This is a genomic window from Acidovorax temperans, assembly GCF_006716905.1.
Lineage (GTDB): Bacteria > Pseudomonadota > Gammaproteobacteria > Burkholderiales > Burkholderiaceae_C > Acidovorax > Acidovorax temperans.
Genome location: NZ_VFPV01000001.1, coordinates 1,095,399 through 1,114,092, shown reverse-complemented (window position 1 = coordinate 1,114,092; position 18,694 = coordinate 1,095,399). Strand labels below are relative to the sequence as shown.

General features: G+C 65.5%; 14 protein-coding genes and 1 tRNA gene. 4 read left to right on the top strand and 11 right to left on the bottom strand.

Annotated features, from left to right (window positions below; genetic code table 11):
• Positions 1–103: 103 nt before the first annotated feature.
• On the bottom strand, positions 104–832 hold the full coding sequence (locus BDD18_RS05420) for a FadR/GntR family transcriptional regulator (RefSeq protein WP_066693958.1): 729 nt from the start codon (positions 830–832) through the stop codon (positions 104–106).
• A 557-nt stretch (positions 833–1,389) separates the two neighbouring features.
• Between BDD18_RS05420 and BDD18_RS05410 the strand changes: the two genes are divergently transcribed.
• The 4 genes from BDD18_RS05410 to BDD18_RS05395 all read left to right on the top strand — a co-directional run bounded on the left by BDD18_RS05410 (position 1,390) and on the right by BDD18_RS05395 (position 5,200).
• Positions 1,390–2,439, top strand: a complete 1,050-nt coding sequence (locus tag BDD18_RS05410; RefSeq protein WP_125958942.1) for an IS110 family RNA-guided transposase — start codon at positions 1,390–1,392, stop codon at positions 2,437–2,439.
• A gap of 323 nt (positions 2,440–2,762) precedes the next feature.
• A complete protein-coding gene (locus BDD18_RS22050) occupies positions 2,763–2,915 on the top strand; it encodes a hypothetical protein (protein ID WP_170207358.1) in 153 nt (50 codons plus the stop codon).
• A gap of 125 nt (positions 2,916–3,040) precedes the next feature.
• Complete coding sequence (locus BDD18_RS05400; protein WP_142081799.1) at positions 3,041–4,144, top strand: aldose epimerase family protein; 1,104 nt, start codon at positions 3,041–3,043, stop codon at positions 4,142–4,144.
• A gap of 174 nt (positions 4,145–4,318) precedes the next feature.
• Positions 4,319–5,200 carry an EamA family transporter gene (locus tag BDD18_RS05395; protein ID WP_066694615.1) on the top strand — a complete coding sequence of 294 codons (882 nt, stop codon included), beginning with the start codon at positions 4,319–4,321 and terminating at the stop codon, positions 5,198–5,200.
• Positions 5,201–5,663: 463 nt separating this feature from the next.
• On the opposite strand, the gene BDD18_RS05385 is transcribed toward BDD18_RS05395, so the two are convergent.
• The 10 genes from BDD18_RS05385 to BDD18_RS05340 all read right to left on the bottom strand — a co-directional run bounded on the left by BDD18_RS05385 (position 5,664) and on the right by BDD18_RS05340 (position 18,620).
• The gene (locus BDD18_RS05385; protein WP_142080961.1) at positions 5,664–6,302 is read right to left on the bottom strand and encodes a hypothetical protein; all 639 of its coding nucleotides are present in this window, start codon (positions 6,300–6,302) and stop codon (positions 5,664–5,666) included.
• Positions 6,303–6,305: 3 nt separating this feature from the next.
• Positions 6,306–6,884, bottom strand: a complete 579-nt coding sequence (locus BDD18_RS05380; RefSeq protein WP_142080963.1) for a hypothetical protein — start codon at positions 6,882–6,884, stop codon at positions 6,306–6,308.
• A gap of 146 nt (positions 6,885–7,030) precedes the next feature.
• Positions 7,031–9,487 (bottom strand): DUF3987 domain-containing protein, encoded by a 2,457-nt coding sequence (locus BDD18_RS05375; protein WP_142081796.1) that lies wholly within the window; start codon positions 9,485–9,487, stop codon positions 7,031–7,033.
• The gene (locus BDD18_RS05370) at positions 9,484–9,735 is read right to left on the bottom strand and encodes a hypothetical protein (protein ID WP_066694609.1); all 252 of its coding nucleotides are present in this window, start codon (positions 9,733–9,735) and stop codon (positions 9,484–9,486) included. Before BDD18_RS05370 ends, BDD18_RS05375 begins: the two co-directional genes overlap by 4 nt.
• Positions 9,732–10,058, bottom strand: coding sequence for a helix-turn-helix transcriptional regulator (locus tag BDD18_RS05365; protein ID WP_082758708.1), 327 nt, complete (start codon positions 10,056–10,058; stop codon positions 9,732–9,734). The genes BDD18_RS05370 and BDD18_RS05365 overlap by 4 nt, the downstream gene beginning before the upstream one ends.
• Positions 10,059–10,061: 3 nt before the next feature.
• Positions 10,062–10,538, bottom strand: coding sequence for a helix-turn-helix transcriptional regulator (locus BDD18_RS05360; protein WP_211360669.1), 477 nt, complete (start codon positions 10,536–10,538; stop codon positions 10,062–10,064).
• A gap of 189 nt (positions 10,539–10,727) precedes the next feature.
• Positions 10,728–11,945, bottom strand: coding sequence for a tyrosine-type recombinase/integrase (locus BDD18_RS05355; protein WP_142081794.1), 1,218 nt, complete (start codon positions 11,943–11,945; stop codon positions 10,728–10,730).
• Between the two features lie 178 nt (positions 11,946–12,123).
• Positions 12,124–12,198, bottom strand: a tRNA-Arg gene (locus tag BDD18_RS05350).
• A 54-nt stretch (positions 12,199–12,252) separates the two neighbouring features.
• Entirely contained in the window at positions 12,253–16,710 is a 4,458-nt protein-coding gene (locus BDD18_RS05345) for a translocation/assembly module TamB domain-containing protein (RefSeq protein WP_142081792.1), read from the bottom strand.
• Positions 16,710–18,620 (bottom strand): autotransporter assembly complex protein TamA, encoded by a 1,911-nt coding sequence (locus BDD18_RS05340; protein ID WP_142081791.1) that lies wholly within the window; start codon positions 18,618–18,620, stop codon positions 16,710–16,712. Before BDD18_RS05340 ends, BDD18_RS05345 begins: the two co-directional genes overlap by 1 nt.
• Positions 18,621–18,694 lie beyond the last annotated feature (74 nt).

The window sequence follows — 18,694 nt, the reverse complement described above, 5'->3', positions numbered from 1 at the left end:
GATTCATGTTGTATGTCATCGTACAACATGAATCAAAAAAAAGCGTACGGGTTAACACGAATGCCACATCCGCTCTTCACTGGGCGAATGTGGCCTGGGTGGGTCAGCTGGCTTCTGCCTGAGCGCGGCGGCGGCGCTCGCGGCTGTTGGCCAGGTGGGTGCGCATGGCGGCGCGGGCGGCGTCGGGGTCTTGCCCCACGATGGCGTCAAAAATGTTCTCGTGCTCGCCATTGACGCGGCGCAGGTACTGCCGGCGCTCATCGCTCTGGTCGTCGCTGCTTTGCAGACGTGCGCGCGGAATGATCATGCTGCCCAGCGTGCTCATCAGCTCGGTGAAATGGCTGTTCTGGGTGGCGCGTGCAATCTCCAGATGGAACTGGAAGTCGGCCGCCACGGCATCCCGGCCTTCGTCCACGGCTTGAGCCACCGCGTTCAGTGCCTGGCGCATGGTGGCGAGGTTGGCGTCGGTGCGGCGTTGCGCGGCCAGGGCGGCGGCTTCGGTCTCCACGCCAATGCGCAGCTCCAGCACCGCAATCACGTCGCGCAGGGTGCTGAATTGCTCGGGGGTGATCTTGAAGCCGGGGTTTTGTCCCATGCCCAGCACAAACGTGCCAATGCCGTGGCGGGTTTCGACCAGCCCCGAGGCCTGCAGCTTGGAAATCGCCTCGCGCACCACGGTGCGGCTGACGTCGAACTCGGCCATGATGGCCGCCTCGGTGGGCAGCTTGTCGCCCACGGCCAGGCGTCCATCGCGAATGCGGTCGCCCAGGGAATCCACCAGCTCCAGGGCCAACGTGCGGGGTTTGCGGCGGAGAGTGGTTTCTGTGTTCATTTCTCGGTGTTATCCCTATGTCGATTCGTAGTACTGCGTAGTACATTGCATTTCTGTTGTACGACAACTGATGACGTTCAACTATCGCGCAGTGCCACTGTACCAAGAACCTGCCGAATTGCCATGCCTAGTCACCCGACGCCGATCCGATTCAACCGTATCTTGCTCACTGGCGCTGCTGGTGGCTTAGAACCTGTTCAATATCTTTTTGGAGATTGCATTGGAGTGCAATCGGGACGAGTGGATGCTTCGGGTGCGCCGCATGGGCTGGTGCCCATGCAAGCAGCCGAGGCGTCCAATCGCCCGATTTCACTCCAACCCTTCGGGCAAGTGCCTTGCCGGGCGGTCTGCGTTGTTGCACCGCTTGCCAATAGCACGGGCTATTGGCGGCGCGCTGCGCCTAGCAGCCCATCCCCTAGCCGGGCGCCCGGCAAGGCACTTGTGCAACTCCAAAAAGATTTTGACCCAATGGGATGGACGCCCCCACCCTAAACGGCATCGAAAGTGCCACAGTGGAGATGTCAGTTTTTCCACCTCAACGAGCAGGAGCGTCCACCATGAAGATTACAACCATTGGCATCGATTTGGCCAAGAATGTGTTCCAGGTCCACGGCGTGGATGAGCACGGCAAAGCCGTGTTCAACAAGCCGCTCAAGCGCGAACAGATGGCTGCCTTCTTCGTGAACCTGCCGCCCTGCCTGATTGGCATGGAAGCCTGCGGCAGCGCCCACCACTGGGCGCGCAAGCTTCAGGGCATGGGCCACACCGTGCGCCTGATGGCACCCCAGTTCGTCAAGCCCTACGTCAAGACCAACAAGAACGATGCAGCCGATTCGGCTGCCATCTGCGAAGCCGTCACCCGCCCGAGCATGCGCTTCGTACCGATCAAGAACGTGGAGCAGCAAGGCGTGCTGGCCCTGCACCGGGTGCGCCAGGGCTTTGTCAAGGCCCGCACTGCACAGGCCAACCAGATCCGGGGCCTGCTGGCCGAGTTTGGGGTGATCGTTCCCCAAGGCATAGGCCACATTACCCAACGGGTGCCAATGCTCATTGAGGATGCAGCCAACGAGTTGCCCGGCGTGTTTAGACTGTTGATACAACGTCTGCTCGAGCACCTCAAGGAGCTTGACTGCCAGGTGCAGGAGCTGGAGGCACAAATCGTGGCCTGGCACCGCCAAAGCGACTTGAGTCGCAAACTCGGGCAGATCCCCGGCATTGGCCCCATCACGGCCTGCGCATTGGTGGCATCTCTGGGGGATGCAAAGAACTTCAAGGATGGCAGGCAGGTGGCAGCCTGGCTAGGGCTGGTGCCACGCCAACACTCCAGCGGGGGCAAACAAAACCTGCTGGGTATCAGCAAACGGGGCGACACGTATTTGCGCACCTTGCTGATTCACGGAGCGCGCTCGGTGATCTATCACGCCCAGAAAAAAGACCAGCACCAAGGCCAGGGCAGCGCGCAGTGTGGCTGGCTCAATGGTGTGCTGCAGCGGCGCAACAAGAACGTAGCGGCGGTGGCGCTGGCCAACAAGAATGCCCGCATCGTGTGGGCGTTGCTCGCGCATGACAGGAGCTACGAGCCGGGCTACGTACGAGAGTCGGTCTGAGCAACTAGCGCCGGCACGACAAGAACGAGGAGCGGGAGAAAACCAACCGATTGCTCAAGCAATCATGAAGTGATGGCAAGACAGGTCAGACCGTGGTGGATGAAATCCGATAAGAACGTGGCACTTGGAGTGCGTTGAACCGATAGGACCTCCACCAGCGATTCCCATCAGGGACCGTGGCTCGCGCCACAACAAGTCCGGATATACGGGTGCAATCTTTACCTTCTTGGCAGCAGTGAGTGAGGGCTTGGCTTATTCGGGGCGTCCATATAAGGTTCTTAGGGCGCAAGCTGCGCGCCCGCCTGAAAGCATATTGCACCACCGTGCGGCTGTCGGTCATTGCTGACCTGGGCGAGGCGCTGCTGGAGTGGAAGAACCTGCTCGCCCTGGTGCTGGTGTGCGTGGGCATCTGGCTGGTAACGCGCGATGCCCCGGCCCCCAAGGAATCCGCCCCCTCTGCCACGCCAGCCAAATAAGAGCGGCGAACAAAACGCCCCTGGCGTCGTTGTTTCGCCTTGTCGTACTGTTTGTACTGCCTGCGGCGAAACGCCTAGCCAGGGCCGCTGCGCTGCGTTTTGTTGGTCGCTCTAAACTCGGGCACATGGCATACACCCTTTCACGCGAAGCGTTTCAACAAGAGCTGCACGGCCAGCCCACCGACCTGTTCACCCTGCGCGGTGCGGGTGGCCTGCAGGTGGCGGTGAGCAACTATGGCGGGCGCCTGGTTCAAGTGGCCGTGCCAGACGGGCAGGGCGGCCTGGTGGATGTGGCCCTTGGTTACGACTCCTTGCAGGGCTACCTTGAGGGACAACTCTCCATGGGCGCCTTCATTGGCCGCTGGGCGGGGCGGCTGCGGGGTGGCAAGTTGCATCTGCCCGGCGGCTGCACGCTGCAGTTGCCCACCAACAGCGGCCCACACCACCACCACGGCGGGCCGCTGGGCAGCCGCTTTCAGGTGTTTGGCGTCACCGAAGTGCAGCCCGATGCCATGGTGCTCACCCACACCTTCCGCACCGAAGACGACGCCGTGCCCGGCACCGTGCGCCTGACGCTGTATTTGCAGGTCACCCCTGACAACGCGCTGCACATGGACTGGATGGCCGAGGTGGCCGACGCCGCCACCGTGTTCAACCCCACGGGCCACGCCTTCTTCAACCTGGCCGGTGCGGGCAGCACCCTGGGCCACACGCTGCAGGTGCCCGCCAGCCGCTACGTGCCGTTGGCCCCCGATGTGTGCCCCACGGGCACCGTCGATTCGGTGCAGGGCACGCCATTCGACTTTCGCCAGCCGCGCAGTGTGGCCGATGCCACGGCCACACCGCACGAGCAGTTGGCACGGGCCGGCGGGCTGGACCACTACCTGGTGCTGGACGATGCCTCCCCAGTCTCTGTAGCCCCCGCTGCCACCCCCGGTCTGCGCCTGGCCGCCCAACTGGCCGACCCCGCCTCGGGCCGCGCCATGCAGGTCTGGAGCACCGCCCCCGGCGTGCAGGTGTACGCAGGCCACGGCCTCAAAGGTGACCCGGCCCGCGACCTGGGCCGTGGGCCGGGGCAGGGCACCTGGCTGTGGCAGCCCGGCGACGGCATCTGCCTGGAGCCCATGGAGTACCCCGACGCGCCCAACCACCTGGCATTCCCGGTGCGCTGGTGGCTGCCCGGCGACGTGGTGCGCGGCAGCATCGTGTACCGGTTCACAGGCCCTTGAGCGGTGCCAGGACATTTTGCTATTAAATAAATAGCTTCTGCCGCTTGCTGGTAAAGCGCCTGAGGCCAATAAGCCTTGTAGTGCCCACCCCGGCCCCGCAACACTGCACCCCCTTCTCGGTGTTGGTGCGGTCAGCCCGCCCCGGCGCCTGCCAAACGCACTACATTTTTGCCAATGAGCGCATCCCCTTTTCAACGGTTTATTCCTTTTCTTGCCGTCCTTGGCTCCGTCACCGCCCTGGGGGTGGGCACCTCGTGGGCTAAGCAGGCCCTGTTTCCGGTGGTGGGCGCGCAGGGCACCACCGCCGTGCGGGTGGGGTTGTCGGCGCTGTTGATGCTGATGTTGTGGCGCCCCTGGCGCTGGCGCCTGTCGCGGGCCGATGCCCAAGCAGTGGCGCTGTATGGCGCAGCGCTGGGCGCCATGAACCTCATGTTCTATCTGTCACTCCAGACCCTGCCTTTTGGCCTGGCGGTGGCCATCGAGTTTGCGGGGCCGCTGGCCGTGGCCATCTGGTCATCGCGCCGCGCCGTGGATTTTGTGTGGGTGGCTCTCGCCATCGTGGGCCTGGCCCTGCTGCTGCCGCTGGGGCTGAGTGGCAGCACGCTGGATCCGTTGGGCGTGCTGTATGCCGTGGGGGCGGCCGTGTTCTGGGCGCTGTACATCGTGTTTGGCAAACGGGCCGGGCACCTGCATGCCGGGCAGTCGGTGTCGCTGGGCCTGCTGGTGGCGGCGCTGGTGGTGGTGCCGGTGGGCGTGGCCCACGCAGGCGCTGCGCTGCTGTCGCCCTCGGTGCTGCTGGTGGGGGTGGCTGTGGCGGCCATCTCCAGCGCGCTGCCCATCTCGCTGGAGATGATGGCCCTGAAGCGCCTGCCCAAAGAGGCCTTCGGCATCATGATCAGCATGGAGCCCGCCGTGGCGGCCCTGCTGGCCCTGGCGTTGCTGGGCGAGCGGCTGGACACCGTGCAGTGGCTCGCCATTGGCTGCATCGTGGCGGCGTCGATGGGCAGCGCCGCAACGGCGCGCAGGCTGCCTGCGGTGCAGGCGCAGCCTGCTTGATGGGATGGATGTTTGCTACATATTTCGTAGCTGCTAGCGCTTATATATCAAGCGCTGGAGGCCAATTTGGCTTGTATGGTGATGGCTCGACAGGAATCGAATGATGGCTTGAAACCCGCATGAATGCTGGGTTTCATGTTTTCGATTTAGAAAAGTACCGTCAAAAGTACCGTCATTTGTAAAAGTCTCCCCATGTCGCACACTCCCCACACGTCTGTTCGGCTACGCGTTTGATTGTTTTCAGACGGGGATTTTTTCTGCGCGTGCGGAACTACGGGGTGTCTCCCACGTCGCAGGCCTAGACTTTTCCCCTACCCCCAGCATGCCAGCGCCCGCCCTCTATCAACCCCGCGCCAGCTTGTTAATCCGTCGCATCTCTGCCAGCTCGGCATTCAGCGCCTGGGTCAGCTCCCGCAGTTGCGCCCGGTGCCCACCCTGCCAGGCGTTGCGTGATGACGCGGCCTTACCCTCGGGTGTTCGTGGGCCGGTGCTTTGCTTCCACGGTTGCCATTGCCGGATCAGCTCGGCCTGCCGTTGCCGTCGCTCCAATGTCCAGGGTGTTGCCATGCTGGTGCTCCAATAGTTCGTTTGGTGGACTTTGATTTTTCCCCGCGCTCGTGGGAGTGCCGTTGTTGACCTGCTGGGGGCCATGGGCAATGTTGGCTTGCCGGATGTAGGGCATGGGGTTCTTCATCAGTGCCAGGGTCTCCGCCGTTGCGCGTGCCTGGGACTGCGCCTTCAGGGCCAGCCGCATCAGCACCTCAATGCCCTTGAAAGATTCCTGCCGCCCTGAGCGTTGCGCCAGGTTGTTGAACAGCGCGTCCAGGGTCAGAAACTGGTTCGTCAGTACGCGCTCAAACCGGCCCATGTCTCCGGCCACGGTCTCGTCCCCGGCCTTGCGCATGGCGGCCAATAGCTCCGTCACTCCCAGCGCTTCGCCTGCGTCTGTGTAGGTGTGCATCGTTGCCGCAGTGAATGCGCCAGCGGTTGCCATCGCGGCCAGCTTTTCGGAACGGTTGTCATCCGGCTGCACTTCAACCCGCAATGCATTGGGATCAGGCGGGGTCTTGTCCTTGCCCTTGGTGTTTTTGGTGGTTGCCATGGTTTATTCCTTCAAGTCTGAATTCATGTTGCTGTACGCCGCCCAAAGCTCAAAGCCCGTAGCGCAGCGCTGCCCGTAGCCCCGGCCTGCACACTGGCAGACACTGCATTGCTGGTGGTGCGCCAGATAGGCGCGATCCAGTTCCCGCCAGGATGGGCCGGATGGCGTGCGGGGTGGTTCGGTCGCTGGCGCTGCTGTCGGTGGTGCCGCGTCAACCATCACCCCCATGGGCAAGCGTGCATCGTCATACCCATGGCAGCGCTGCAATATCAGCACCAGGCCACGGGCCAGGTCAGCATGCACGCCAGCCGCCCGTGCATTGCCGCAGCGGTAGGGGCCAGCACCGTGCAGGTGTCGGCACTCCAGGCACAGCCGCCGGTCGTCGTCGTCACGATCCCGGTTCACCAGACTGTCGGCCAGGCGCTCGGCATCTTGGGGCGCTGCACCACGCTGGCAGAACAGGGCCTGCCGCGCCATGAAGGTGTCGAGTTCCTGCCCGTTCATGGCGCTGCTGTGCGGCCAGGCCCAGCGGTCGGGGTCGGTGGTGGGTGCGTTCGCAGCCGGGGTTTCGGGGTTCGCCACAGCCCCGTCGAATTTCTGAATATGCCCCTGGGGGTAGGCTACGAAACCTACAAAACCCCCTGCATGGGTGTGTTGGGTGGGTTTCGTAGGTTTTGTAGCCCCTGCTCCTGGGGTGTTTTTATTTTTTAGCAGTGCAAGCCAGGTGCTCATGCTTGCCCCCCTGCCAGCAGCGCCGGATGGATCATGTAGCGGTCGCTGGGCCTGCCCCTGCCCATGGTGTCGCCCGATGGAACGGTCTCCCGTGCCAGCCAGCCGTAATCGGCCAGCAGTTCCGCCGCCTTGCGCACGCTGTCCACTGAATTCAATCCGGCCCAGCTTTTGACGGCTACCAGCCGGGGTGTGAACGACTCCCACAGCACCCCGTCGCCGTCGCACAGCTTGCCGCCCTTGATCTTCACCAGCAGCGCATGCGCCCCCGTGGTCTCCGGGATCAGTGCCGCCGCATACAGCCGCTCGGCATGGGTGCGCAGGTACTCGGCCCACGCCAGTGCCCGGATCAACTCGCCCTCATGGATCACGCCGTTGGTGTCGGGTGTGTCCACCAATGCAAAGATCAGCGCCAGCGCCGGAATCAGCTTGCGCCACTTGGCAAGGTGCGACACCAGCGCCGGATGCAAATCATCCCCCCGGATGCCGGTCTCGAACGGGATCAGCCATTCATAAAAAATGGCCTGCGCCTCGGGACTGAATCGCCATTCCTGGGGATCATCGTCGGTGGCTGGCAGCAGTCCATTCAGGCGCTCGAACACGGCCCATGCCGCTTGCTTCGCCGGTGTGTCGGGCCACCGATCTACCAGCTTGAATTCCTGCTGAATGTCGGGCCATACCGCCAGGCCAAAGCGCTGCAACAGGCCATCGTCGCCCGCGCCGCCGTTCACGGCTTCGCGCACATAGCTCTGCACCTTGCCCGGTTGAATGCCGCCCAGCATCGCCATGCAGACACGGGGCACATAGCTGTGCCCGCGCCCGATCCGATCCACCGCATGGCCTTGATTGCCGTCGTAGCCTGTCAGGTAGAAACCGCGTGCGCCTTCCTGCCCCTGCCGATCCATGCTGCACAGCAGGCCGTGGACTTCATCGCGGTATACCAGCAGGCCCCATGGGTTTTCTACCAACAGGTCGGCCAGTGCCTCCACCGTGCTGTCGTTGACCACGTAGCGCCGCATCGTCGGCTCGGTGGGCTGTTCGGTGGGGGCCAGCAGCGCCCGTGCCTTATCGGGGTCTTTTGCCGCAACAGCCGCTGCTTGCTTCTCGTTCGCCTTGCCTGCCAGTTCGGCCACCTTGGTGTCGAGTTCCCATGCTTCATGCGCGGCCTGCCATTGCTCGCGCTCGGTCGATTCCAGCCGGTGCAGCGGCTTCAGGACTTCACCCAGCGCCGGGGACTTCATCACGCCTGGGCGGCCCACGATCAGCCCCCACAGGTTGGGCACTACGCGCCAATCATCGTGCTGCTTGGGCGCCACCACGGCACGCGCACCGATCAGGCCAGACAGCGCCGTGATGACACCTACAGCCGGAAAATCCGGCGGGCACTGCATGCGCTCGGCAATGTCCACGATCCAGCCGCGCAGCGCGTGGGGCAACAGCTCGGCATCAAACGGGGCCACGGGTGGCAGGGCGTCGGGCAGGGGCGTGGGGTCAGGCCATGCGCCGCCGTCGCCCGCACCCTCCAATGGCGGGAATGCAGGCTCTTGCGCCACGGGCGCAGCCGCTTCAATACATGCCTTCACAGCGTCCAATCCGGCCTGCTGGTGCAAGTCGTTGAAGTCGGTTTCTGCCGCGCTGCGCTGCTCGCCAAAGTCAGGTTTTGTGAGGTAGCCACCTACGGCCTTTGCCGCCTCGGTGGCCTTGGTGATACCCGGATTGCCGTCGGTAAACGCATCATCGTCCGCTGCCAGGATCAGGCGCAGCTTGGGATACTTGCTGTGCAGTGCCTGGGCCACCTCCAGCAGATTGCCCGCGTTCATTGCGCACGCTACGGCATGGCCGGTAGCCTCATGGATGCTGGCCCCGGTGGCGAAACCCTCGCACACGATCAGCACGCCCTTGGGCTTGCCAATGCCAAAGTAGCAGCCCTTGATGCGCCCGCCCGGTTGAAAGCGTTTATCCCCCTCGGGGCCGATGGCTTGCAGGCTGTGCAAGGTGGTCGATGCATCGCGCAGCGGGATCAGCAGCGCCTCGCCCTCGGCCTTGATGCCGTGGGGTTGGATGCCTTTGCGCACCAGATAGAGATGTTCCGCTGGGGCAGGTTCAGCAGCTTCCCAGCGCTGCGCCGCCGCCGTCGCTGCATCGTGCTGGCGCTGGGCCTTGTCTGCTTCGCGCTGCTGGGCAATGGCCTGCATGCGCTGCTGGTGGGCGCTGCGCTCGGCCTGGGTCATTGCCTGGGTGTCCTTGCTGCACCAGGTCTGAGATAGACCGCTGCGCCAGCAGCCAAAAGCACCCGCCGGAACGTCGCCATCGTCGTGCAAGACATACCAGCCCGATTGATCCATGCGCTTGCCGTTGGTGCTGAATCGGTACAGCGTGCCGTCGCCGTGGATCACCTCGGGCACGGGCAGGCCAGCACCTGCAATGGCTTGTTGGAATTGTTCGGATGCGATCACAGCCGCCCCCCAATCTGCGCCAGAAACAGCGCGGCATCGTGCAGGCTGGGCAGGTAGCGCACCAACCCCCAGCGCTCGGCCCAATAGGTGGTTGTGCCGTTCGGCGCTGCAATGCTGTGCAGGTGGTGCCCCTGCTGGGCAAAGGCACTGCGCAGGGCGTGAAAATCCTTGCCGGTAGCGATAGACTGCGCGGTGTTCGGCGCGCTCGATTCTGCTTTGGTGGGGTCGGGCGTTTTCTTTTGGGTCATTGCTCACCCTCCCGGCTCTTTGCTTGCGTCCCTGTCTGTTGCGTTGCGCAATGGCTGGCGATCCAAGCCCGCACAGCGCCTACATTCCAAGCGGTCACGCGCTCAGACAATTTGACGGGTGCGGGGAATGTGCCCGCCTTCACCTTGCGCCACAGGGTCGGCGCGCTGAAGGGCAGGGGGGCCGGGGTGTCCGGTCGTTTGGGGCTCTGCACCAGTTGCGCTTCGCGAATAAATGCGCTGTCAGGCAACGTGTCAAAGTTGGTAGCGGCTGCGTGGGACGTGACTTGTCCTGCCGTTGCGGCATGTTGTCGTGCTGTCAGCATGTCTTAGCCCCCCACTCGTTGCGATGTGGCTTGCTTGCTGATCCATGCGTCAACTTCCGCTTTCACCCAGCGGGACGACTTACCGACTTTGATTGGTTGGGGAAATTCACCAGCGGCGATTAGCTGGTAGATGCGACTACGGCCAAAACCGACGTAGTGCGAGAGAGGCTCAAACGCGAGTAGCGCGGGCGGGAAAGATGGGTGTGATGATTTGGAACGTGGGCGGCTTCGTCGGTCTGAGTCGGGGTCGCCGTCACCATCGCCGCTATCGTCGTCCGATGCAGCCACCTCCGGGGCGCCCGGTGCGCTCTCTCCACCGCCACCGGTTGCTGGCATGTCGTCGGAAATGCTCAGCGTTGGAGCATGGTCATTGCCAGTCAAGTGACGGTGAACCATGCCAGCAATGGCGGTATTTACGATGTCGCAATAAGGGTCTCGGCCCAGATTACCGATGATGATGAGTTTGTTTATGGATGCCATTTTTCACTTTCCGCCCGACTGTGTGGGTACTGTGGTTTTGTCCAGCCTCGTCTATGTAGGCGGCCGGATAATATCTCGTAGTTCATAGTCGTGCAACACTATCTGTAGTGTTTTTTAGGGGGGTAAGGCGCTATAGGTAGTGTTTTTTGTGAAAAAGGCTCTGAAGGGTCATGCTGTGCATGTAGGTATTCAAGCTGCTTTGAACTGGATCACATCCGCGCCAATGCGCAGCTTGTCCAGGTAGTCCGCCCACCGCTGCATCATTTCCCGCCTCGCTGGCAGGTGCGCGGTGCGGTTGTAGGCCCGCCCATTGGCATCCTTCACCGCATGGGCCAGTTGGTGCTCGATCAGGTCCACCCGCTCGCCCAGCACCTCATCCATGATGGTGCGCGCCGTGGCCCGGAACCCGTGAGCGGTATGCACCTCGTTGCTGTAGCCCATGCCGCGCAGCGCCGCATTCACCGTGTTCTCGCTCATGGGGCGTTCGCCTGTGCGCAGGCTGGGGAACACATAGCGGCCATGCCCGGTGATGGGGTGCAGGCTTTGCAAAATCTCCACGGCCTGCCGCGACAGCGGGACGATGTGGTCATTCTTCATCTTCATCTTGCTGCCGGGAATGCGCCACTCTGCCGCCTCCAGATCAATCTCGGCCCATTCGCCGGTGCGCAGTTCGCCGGGACGCAGGAACACCAGCGGGGACAGCTTCAGTGCCGCCACGCTGTAGGGGTGCCCGGTGTAGGCATGGATGGAGCGCAGCAGACCGCCCAGCTTTGCCGGGTCGGTGATGGCGGCATAGTGCTTTTTCTCTGCGTGCTGGAATGCGCCGCGCAGGTCGGTGGTCACGTCCCGCTCTGCCGTGCCCTCGGCTACCGCGTAGCGGAACACCTGCCCGCATATCTGGCCGATGCGCTTTGCGCTGTCGATCACGCCCCGCGCTTCCATCTTGCGCACCACGGCCAACACGTCACGCGGCCCGATGGTGGTGATAGGCATCTTGCCGATGTAGGGGAACACGTCTTTGCGCAGCCACGTCGAAACCTTGTCCTGCGTGATGGCGGCCCGCTTTGCTGCCGTGGCTTTGAGCCATTGCTCTGCCACCGCCTCAAAGGTGTTTCCTGCCGCTGCCGCCTTGGCTTGCTTTTCCTCGCGCTTGGCAATGCCGGGGTCGATTCCGTCCGCCAGCAGCTCGCGTGCTTTTTCGCGTCGCTGTCTGGCCTTCGCCAGTGAGACCTCGGGGTACACGCCCAGCGCAAGTGTTTTGCGTTTTTCGGCAAAGCGGTAGTCCATGCGCCAGTACTTGCCGCCCGCAGTCACCAGCAAGTACATGCCGTTGCCATCGCGGTGCTTGTCGCCAGCAGGTTTGCCGCTGTGTTTTGCGTTTTTGGTGAAGGTATCTGTCAGCGCCATGAGTTCCTCCCGTTTGGCGGTATGTCGTTTGGCGGTATTTCAAGATACCGTCAAAAGTACCGCCGTTTTGGCGGTATGTCATGTTACGGGGTGATATGGCCTGAGACAAGAAAAAACCCGCGATGCTAGGAAACATGCGGGTTTCTGAGCTGTTGTGAGACAGTGCGATTCGGTCACTTGGTCTCCTCGACAGGAATCGAACCTGTATCTAGCGCTTAGGAGGCACTCGTTCTATCCATTGAACTACGAGGAGACAGGGCGGGATTGTAGAGGCTGCGGGCGGGGGGGCGGGGCTTGGAACAGGTTCTCAGTCGTACTTCATCGTGTAGATCAGGTCTACCGCGCTGTTGCTGCCCGCCTGGCCCCGCAGGGTGAGGTTGCGCGAGAGGTCGTAGAAGATGTAGAGCGCGCCCAGGGTGCCCGACAGCGTGCGTTCGTACGTCAGGTACAGGTCTTTGGAAATGCGCTTGCCGAAGGTGAGGGCGGCGGTGTTGGCGTCTTCGCCGGGGGCCGCGCCTTTGAAGCCGATTTCGTCCAGACCCACGCGGCTGGCGAGGTTGCCGGTGGGCGATTGCCCGCGGCGGCCCAGCAGAACCAGGGCGGCTTGTTGCAGCACGGCGGCCTGGGCACCGCCGGCGGTGGCATCGCGGCCCAGCACCACCCAGGCGAGTTTTTCAGCGTCGGGCAGCTCGGGGTCGGAATACAGGCGCACGCGCGGGGCCAGGGCTGAGCCGCTGACCTGCACGCCCGCCCGCACACTGATGTTGGGGCGCAGCGCCAGGATGTCGAGCGAAGGGTTGTTGTACGGCCCGTTGAAGCGGATCAACCCGGTCTCCACGTCCAGCATCTGGCCCCAGGCGCGGTAGCGTCCCTCTTCGGTGCGCACCTCGCCCGTCACGCGGGGTGGGGCGCCTGCGGTGGCGGCGCTGCGCACATCCACCTCGCCCGTGAGCCGGGTGGTGATGCCCCGGCCCTGCAGGGCAAAGTCGTTGCCCAGGTTCAGCGTGATGGCGATGACCGCTGGCTTGGCGGGCACCAGCTGGGGCGCTTGCTCGGCCTTTTGGTGGGCTTGGGCGGCGGCCTGGGCGCGGGCCTGGGCTTCGCGGTCGCGCGCGGCAGAGCGGATGACCACGTCAGAGTCCAGCGTGGGGGCTGTTTCGTCGGGCAGGATGATGGTGGCGCGGTCGGTGGTGAGTTTGCCGGTCAGGCTGAACTGGCCTTCTTGCAGCTGCGCCCGCAGGTTGCCCGACACGCTCACCTGCCGGTCGGCCCGCACCAGCACCTGCAGCGCCTGGGCCTGGGCTTGCAGGTCCATGGCAATGCGCGGTGGGGTGCCGCTGGTGGTGTCGGCATCGCTCCAGGTCAGGCGGCCCGTGGCCGAGAGGCTGCCCCGGTCGGTGGGGGTCTGGGTGCGGTTGCCGCTTTGCCCGGCAATGCGGGCCTTGCTGCCGCGCCCGCCTTGCAGCTGGAACTCGGTCAGCTCCAGCTGGTTGCCGCGCAGGCTGGCCCGCAGGCGGCCGCCTTGCAGGTCCACGCCATCGATGAGTGAGCGCACCGCCAGCTCATCGGCCGCCAGCGTGCCAGACCAGCGCGGGGCGTTGCGCGTGCCCGACAACGTGGCGTTGGCATCCAGCGTGCCGCGCACGCGCCAGCCGGGGGGTGCCAGGGCAGACCACACACCCACGTCGGGCAGACGGGCGCGCACGCTGCCGGCCAGCGGTGCGTCTGCAGGCCAGGGGGCGGTGTCTTTGCCCCACTGCAGGCGGGTGCTGGCGGTGGCGTCAATCTCGCCAGCGCGTGCGCTGGCCCACTGCAGGCGGGCGTTCAGGGTGTCTGCGTCCAGCTGCACGCTCAGCTCTGCCTGCCGCACGCCAGCGGGTGTGCCCCGGCTGGTGGCAGCGGTGGATGCTGGCGTGATGGTGGTCACGCTGCCCGGCCCCAGCCCCTGGCCGGTGCTGACGCTGGTGGTTTGTGCCGGTGGCTCTGCGCTCAAGATGCGCAAGTCGCCCTGGGTGCGGCGCAGGCTGGCCGTGGCGCGCAGGGATTCGGTGGTGTCCACGTTCCACTGGCCTTCCAGCAGCAGATCGGTAGCCAGGCCCAGTCGGGCCAGCAGGGGTTGCGGCGCCAGCGTGGGCGCGGTGGGCGACGTGGAGGCGGCGCCGGGCACGGCGGTGCTGGGCGCGGCCGTGGGGGCGGCGTCCATGCCGAACGCATCCACCCAGGCCAGGGGCAGGCCTTGCAGCGTGCCTTGTGTTTGCAGGCGTGGCAGGCCGCCCGCCACCGTAGTCAGCCGCACGGGTTGCCAGCGCAGTGCCACGGTGCCCGGCACGGGACCGGTGATTTGCGCCTGCCCGGCGCTGGCTTGCAGGGTGAGCCCCTGGGGTTTGCTGGCGGGCGCAGCGCTTGCTGTGGATGAGGCCCGCGCAGACGGCGCCACGGCGGTGCCAGGGCTGGCGCCAGTGCGCAGCGACATGGCCAAGGGCTGCGTGAGTTGAGCCGTCCACACCCCAGGGCGGCGCGTGTCTTGCCACTGTGCACGCAGTTGGCTCCACTGGGCCTGCCATTGCCCAGCGCCGCTGAGCCCGCCGGTGGCTTGGGTCTGCAGCGACAGGCGTTGGGTGCCCGTGCGTGCTTCGCTTTCCAGGCGCAGCGTGGCTTGCGTCAGTTGCCCGTTCAGCTCCGCTTTCAGGGCGCGCAGTTGCAACAATGTCGCCACGTTGGTGGCGTCTGCGGTGCCGCTGGCCTGGGGGGGGAGCACCAGGTCCAATTGCGGGCTGGTCAGTGAGGTCTGTATCTGAAAGGGCGGGGCTTTGGCGCCAGCACTGGGGGGCAGGCCCTGGGCTGCCGTGTGCAGTTGCTGCTGCAGAGTGCTCCAGCCGCCCTTCCATTGCAGCTCTAGCTGTGCCTGGCCTTTGGCCGAGGCGGTGCGCAGCGTGCCTTGCAGGTCTTTGCCCAGCCAGGGCAAGCGGCCTAGCCAGCGCAGGGTTTGGTCGGCATCGGTCAGGCTCCAGCTGCCTTCGCCCTGGCCAGTGCGGGGGGCGATATTGCCCTGCACGCGCACTTGCGAGCCGGGGAGGGTGAGCTGCACCAGCCCCTGGCCTGCGACGGCGGAAGCTGCGGTGGCATTGCCCGCAGCAGGTGTCGCACTGGGCGGCGCGCCCCGGCTGACGCGCAGATCCGTCGCCTGCAACCGGGCGCGCAACGCATCCAGGGCCAGCCGTTCGATGTGCACCGTGCCCCCGTTGTCCTCGGGGTTCCATTGGCCCTGGGCGGTGAAGGCGTCAATGCGCAGGTCTGTCGCACTCGCCGGTGCGGTGCCAGTGGGCGCGGCTGAGCGAATGTCTGCCGTCAAGCGCACCACTGTGCTGGTCAGTGGGCTGGCCTGCGACGGCATCTGGGCCTGCACGCTGCCCGACAGGGGCGACGCCGCCAGTGCGGAGTGCAGGGCAGCGGGCGACAGGTTGCGCAGGCGGATCGAGCCTTGCAAGGCCCCGGTGGCGGGCGCAAAGCTGCCTTGCAGGTCCAGGCTGCCCGCGCGGGGCGCTTGGCCCACGGTGGCCGTGGCCTGGTTCACCGTCCAGCCGCCCGCCGCGTAGCGGGCCTGGGCCTGCAGCCCTGCCAGCGGCAGGCGCTGGGTATCCCAGGGGCCGGGCGCGCGGTTGGTGAGGTCTGCGGTCAGGTTCCAGGCGCCCGCCTGGGCCGGGGCTTGGGTGCTGGTGCCAGTACTGGCGTCGGGCCCTGCCGTCAGCGTGCCGTGCAGATCGGTGGTGGGCGCCTGGGGCCACAGGGCCGCCAGGTTCACGGCTTGGAGGGTGGCACGCGCTTGCTCCAGCGGCTGTGGGGCCCAGGGCCGCACGGTGGCCTGGGCCGTGGCGCGCATGGCTGCCGGGGTGACGGCCAGGACGCGCGCTTTGGGGGCGGTGCCTGGGGCTGGCGTGGCGCCCTCTGGCTGCAGGTTGGCTTCCAGGTTCAGCCGCGCCGCCTCGGTGGCCAGGGTGCCATCGGCACGCACCTGTGCAGCAGCGGTGAATGCCTCCGTGCGGCCCGGTAGGGGTGTGGTGACGGTACCGTCCACCGTGGCCTGCAGGGCCATGGGGGCGCGGGCTTGCAGCACGGCGCTGGCGGTGTAGCGGCCTTGTGCCAGCGCCAGGTTGCTGATGGTCAGCCGGTGGTCCTGCCCGTCAAAGCGGTAGGTGCCCGCCAGCCCCTGGGCTTGCAAGGCCGGGTTGTCGCCCCACTGCAATTGGTCTACCTGGAAGCCCAGCTCCACCGCCAGCGGCAGCACCAGCTCTTGCAGCGGCTGGGGTGGGGCGGCGGGCTGGTCATGTTCCAGCGGGGTGACGTGGATGCGCGCCGCGCGGATGTCGCGCAGCTCCAGCCGCCGCTGCAGCAGCAGGGGCAGTTGCCAACCCACCTGGGCGTCGGTCACGTCTACCACCAGGCTTGGGCTGCTCCAGCGCAGCCAGCCAATGCGCCCGCCGCTGCGCAGCGACCCTGTCACATCGCGGCTTTGCAGGCTTTGCCCGGCGGGCAGCCACTGCGCTGTCCGCTGCAGCACCGTGGCCAGTGAAGTGGCCTGGCCAGCCCACCACCACAGCCCTGCGCCTGCGAGCGCAATGGCCAGGAGCAGTGCGGCTACCGCCCACCCCAGCCAACGCAGCGCACTGCGGCGGCGCGGTGGCGGTGCGGTAGTACGGGCAGGCTCGGTGGGGCTGGGCGGGCTGGGCGGGCTAGCGGGGCCAGTGGGCTCGTTGAACGTTGGCATCAGAAAGTGAACCCCAGGCGCAAGTGCAGCCGCAGTTGTTTGGATTGCACGCCCCAGGCCAGGTCGGCCTGCAGCGGCCCCACGGGGCTGCGCCAACGCACGCCGGTGCCCACGCCCACGCGCGGGTCCAGGTCTCCGGCGCGGTCGGCCACGGCCCCTGCATCCACAAACAGGGTGTTTTCCCAATCGGTCATGTTGCCGCGGTAGGTGATGGGGCGTTGCCATTCCACGCTGGCCACGCCCATGTAGCGGCCACCGTAGAGCTGGTTGTTTTGCGTGCGCGCACCGATGCTGCGGTAGCTGTAGCCCCGCACGGTGGTGTCTCCACCGGTCAGGAACAGTTGTGTGACCGGGATTTCTGCGCTGCCACGCGCCAGCACGGCGCCTACCTCGGTGCGCACCGAAATGCGTGCGGCGCGGGCCTCGCCGTTGTCTGCCTCCACCCGCCCTGCGGGGAAGAACGACTGCCAGCGCACCAGGGTGCGGGTGAACGGGTTGCGTTCGGGCCGCAAGGTCATGCCAGCGCCCAGTTCCACGGCAATGCCCCAGCCGCGGGTGGGTGCCGTTTTGCTGTTGAAATAGCGGCCCGTCCAGCCATAGTTGGCGCTCAGCGCAGCGCTGTCGGCGGGGGCGTTCAGCCCCTGGGGGCGGGTGGCGTCGTAGCGCAGAAAGTAGGTGCGGTCGATGTTCTTGGTGCTTTTGCTGCGCCCGCCCAGCACCTCCACGCTGTTGACGTCGTAGTCGCCCGTCTGCTGGCGCTGTGCCAGGGCCGATGTGAACCAGCGCCAGCCGTTGTCGTTGGGCAGGGCGGTCCAGCCCGTGCCCAGTTGCTGGGCTTTCTTGTCGAGCGACAGTTTGTTCACCGCGCGCCAGCCGTGCGTGGGCCACTGGTTGTGGCTGTGGTCCACCGACAGGCGCGGCCCGCTGTCGGTGGACAGGCCAGCACCAAACACCAGTTTTTGCAGCTTGGCTTCACGCACCTGGGCAATCACGGGGGCTGCCTGCGGGTCGGGGCTCTCGGTGTCCAGCGTGAGGAACACCGCGTCGTAGTAGCCGCTGTTGGCCAGGCGTTGCTGGGCATCGAGCATTTCTGCTTCGTCGTACACGCTGCCAGTGGGCAGGCGGGCCAGGCGGCGCGCGCCATCGGGGTCGTAGCGCTGGCTGCCGCGCACTTGCAGCGGGCCAAAGCGGTAGGGCGGGCCGGGGTCGTAGGTCACGGCCAGCTTGGCTTCGTGGGTGTCGGCATCCACCTCGGCGCGGCTGCTGGCAATGCTGGCGGTGGGGTAGCTGCGCACTTGCAGTTGGCGCAGACCGCTGCTTTTCGCGCCTGACCAGGCGCCTTGCGTGAAGGGGCTGCCTGCGGGCAGCGCCCAGTTGCTTTCAACCCGTTGCAATTGGCGCACGCGGGCACCGGGCTCGGTTTCAGCCCCTTCGGTCAGGCGGATGTCGGCCTGCGTGACGCGCGTCTGCGGGCCGGGCTCCACGGTGAAGGTGACGGCGTACGGCGGCTGTGGCGCTGCGGCTTCGCGCAGCTCAATCGCAATGGTGGGCGCGAAGTACCCCAGCGTGCCCAGCAGTTCGCGGGCGTTGGCGTCGGCGGCGTGCAACAGGCGGCGCAGTTCTTCGTTTTGCAGATCGGGCAACAGGCGAAAGCGCTGCAGTTCCAGGTGGCGCTCCAGCGTGTCGCGCACCGAGTCGGGGGCCTTCACTTCCAGGCTGAAGGCGGGCTGGTCTTCGGTGGTGACCGCAGCGGCGGGTTCAGCCCCTGGCCGGGGCGACAGCACGCTGCACCCCTGCAAAACCAGCGCTCCACATAGCAGCAACGCCGACCACAGAGTCGGCGTTGGATGAGGCTGCGCCTTGCACGGTGCGTGCACCCGAGAAGTAAAAACGGACGAAGAAGAAATCATGGAACGGAGGCAATGCCGCAGCAATGCGCAAGTATGGCGGCAACTGGCCCGCACTATGCCTGCAAAAACAGGCG

Bases quoted from the DNA above. Each gene is read 5' to 3' on its own strand.
- BDD18_RS05420 (WP_066693958.1), bottom strand. From the start codon at position 832: ATGAACACAGAAACCACTCTCCGCCGCAAACCCCGCACGTTGGCCCTG.
- BDD18_RS05410 (WP_125958942.1), top strand. From the start codon at position 1,390: ATGAAGATTACAACCATTGGCATCGATTTGGCCAAGAATGTGTTCCAG.
- BDD18_RS05400 (WP_142081799.1), top strand. From the start codon at position 3,041: ATGGCATACACCCTTTCACGCGAAGCGTTTCAACAAGAGCTGCACGGC.
- BDD18_RS05395 (WP_066694615.1), top strand. From the start codon at position 4,319: ATGAGCGCATCCCCTTTTCAACGGTTTATTCCTTTTCTTGCCGTCCTT.
- BDD18_RS05385 (WP_142080961.1), bottom strand. From the start codon at position 6,302: ATGGCAACCACCAAAAACACCAAGGGCAAGGACAAGACCCCGCCTGAT.
- BDD18_RS05370 (WP_066694609.1), bottom strand. From the start codon at position 9,735: ATGACCCAAAAGAAAACGCCCGACCCCACCAAAGCAGAATCGAGCGCG.
- BDD18_RS05365 (WP_082758708.1), bottom strand. From the start codon at position 10,058: ATGCTGACAGCACGACAACATGCCGCAACGGCAGGACAAGTCACGTCC.
- BDD18_RS05360 (WP_211360669.1), bottom strand. From the start codon at position 10,538: ATGGCATCCATAAACAAACTCATCATCATCGGTAATCTGGGCCGAGAC.
- BDD18_RS05355 (WP_142081794.1), bottom strand. From the start codon at position 11,945: ATGGCGCTGACAGATACCTTCACCAAAAACGCAAAACACAGCGGCAAA.
- BDD18_RS05345 (WP_142081792.1), bottom strand. From the start codon at position 16,710: ATGCCAACGTTCAACGAGCCCACTGGCCCCGCTAGCCCGCCCAGCCCG.
- BDD18_RS05340 (WP_142081791.1), bottom strand. From the start codon at position 18,620: ATGATTTCTTCTTCGTCCGTTTTTACTTCTCGGGTGCACGCACCGTGC.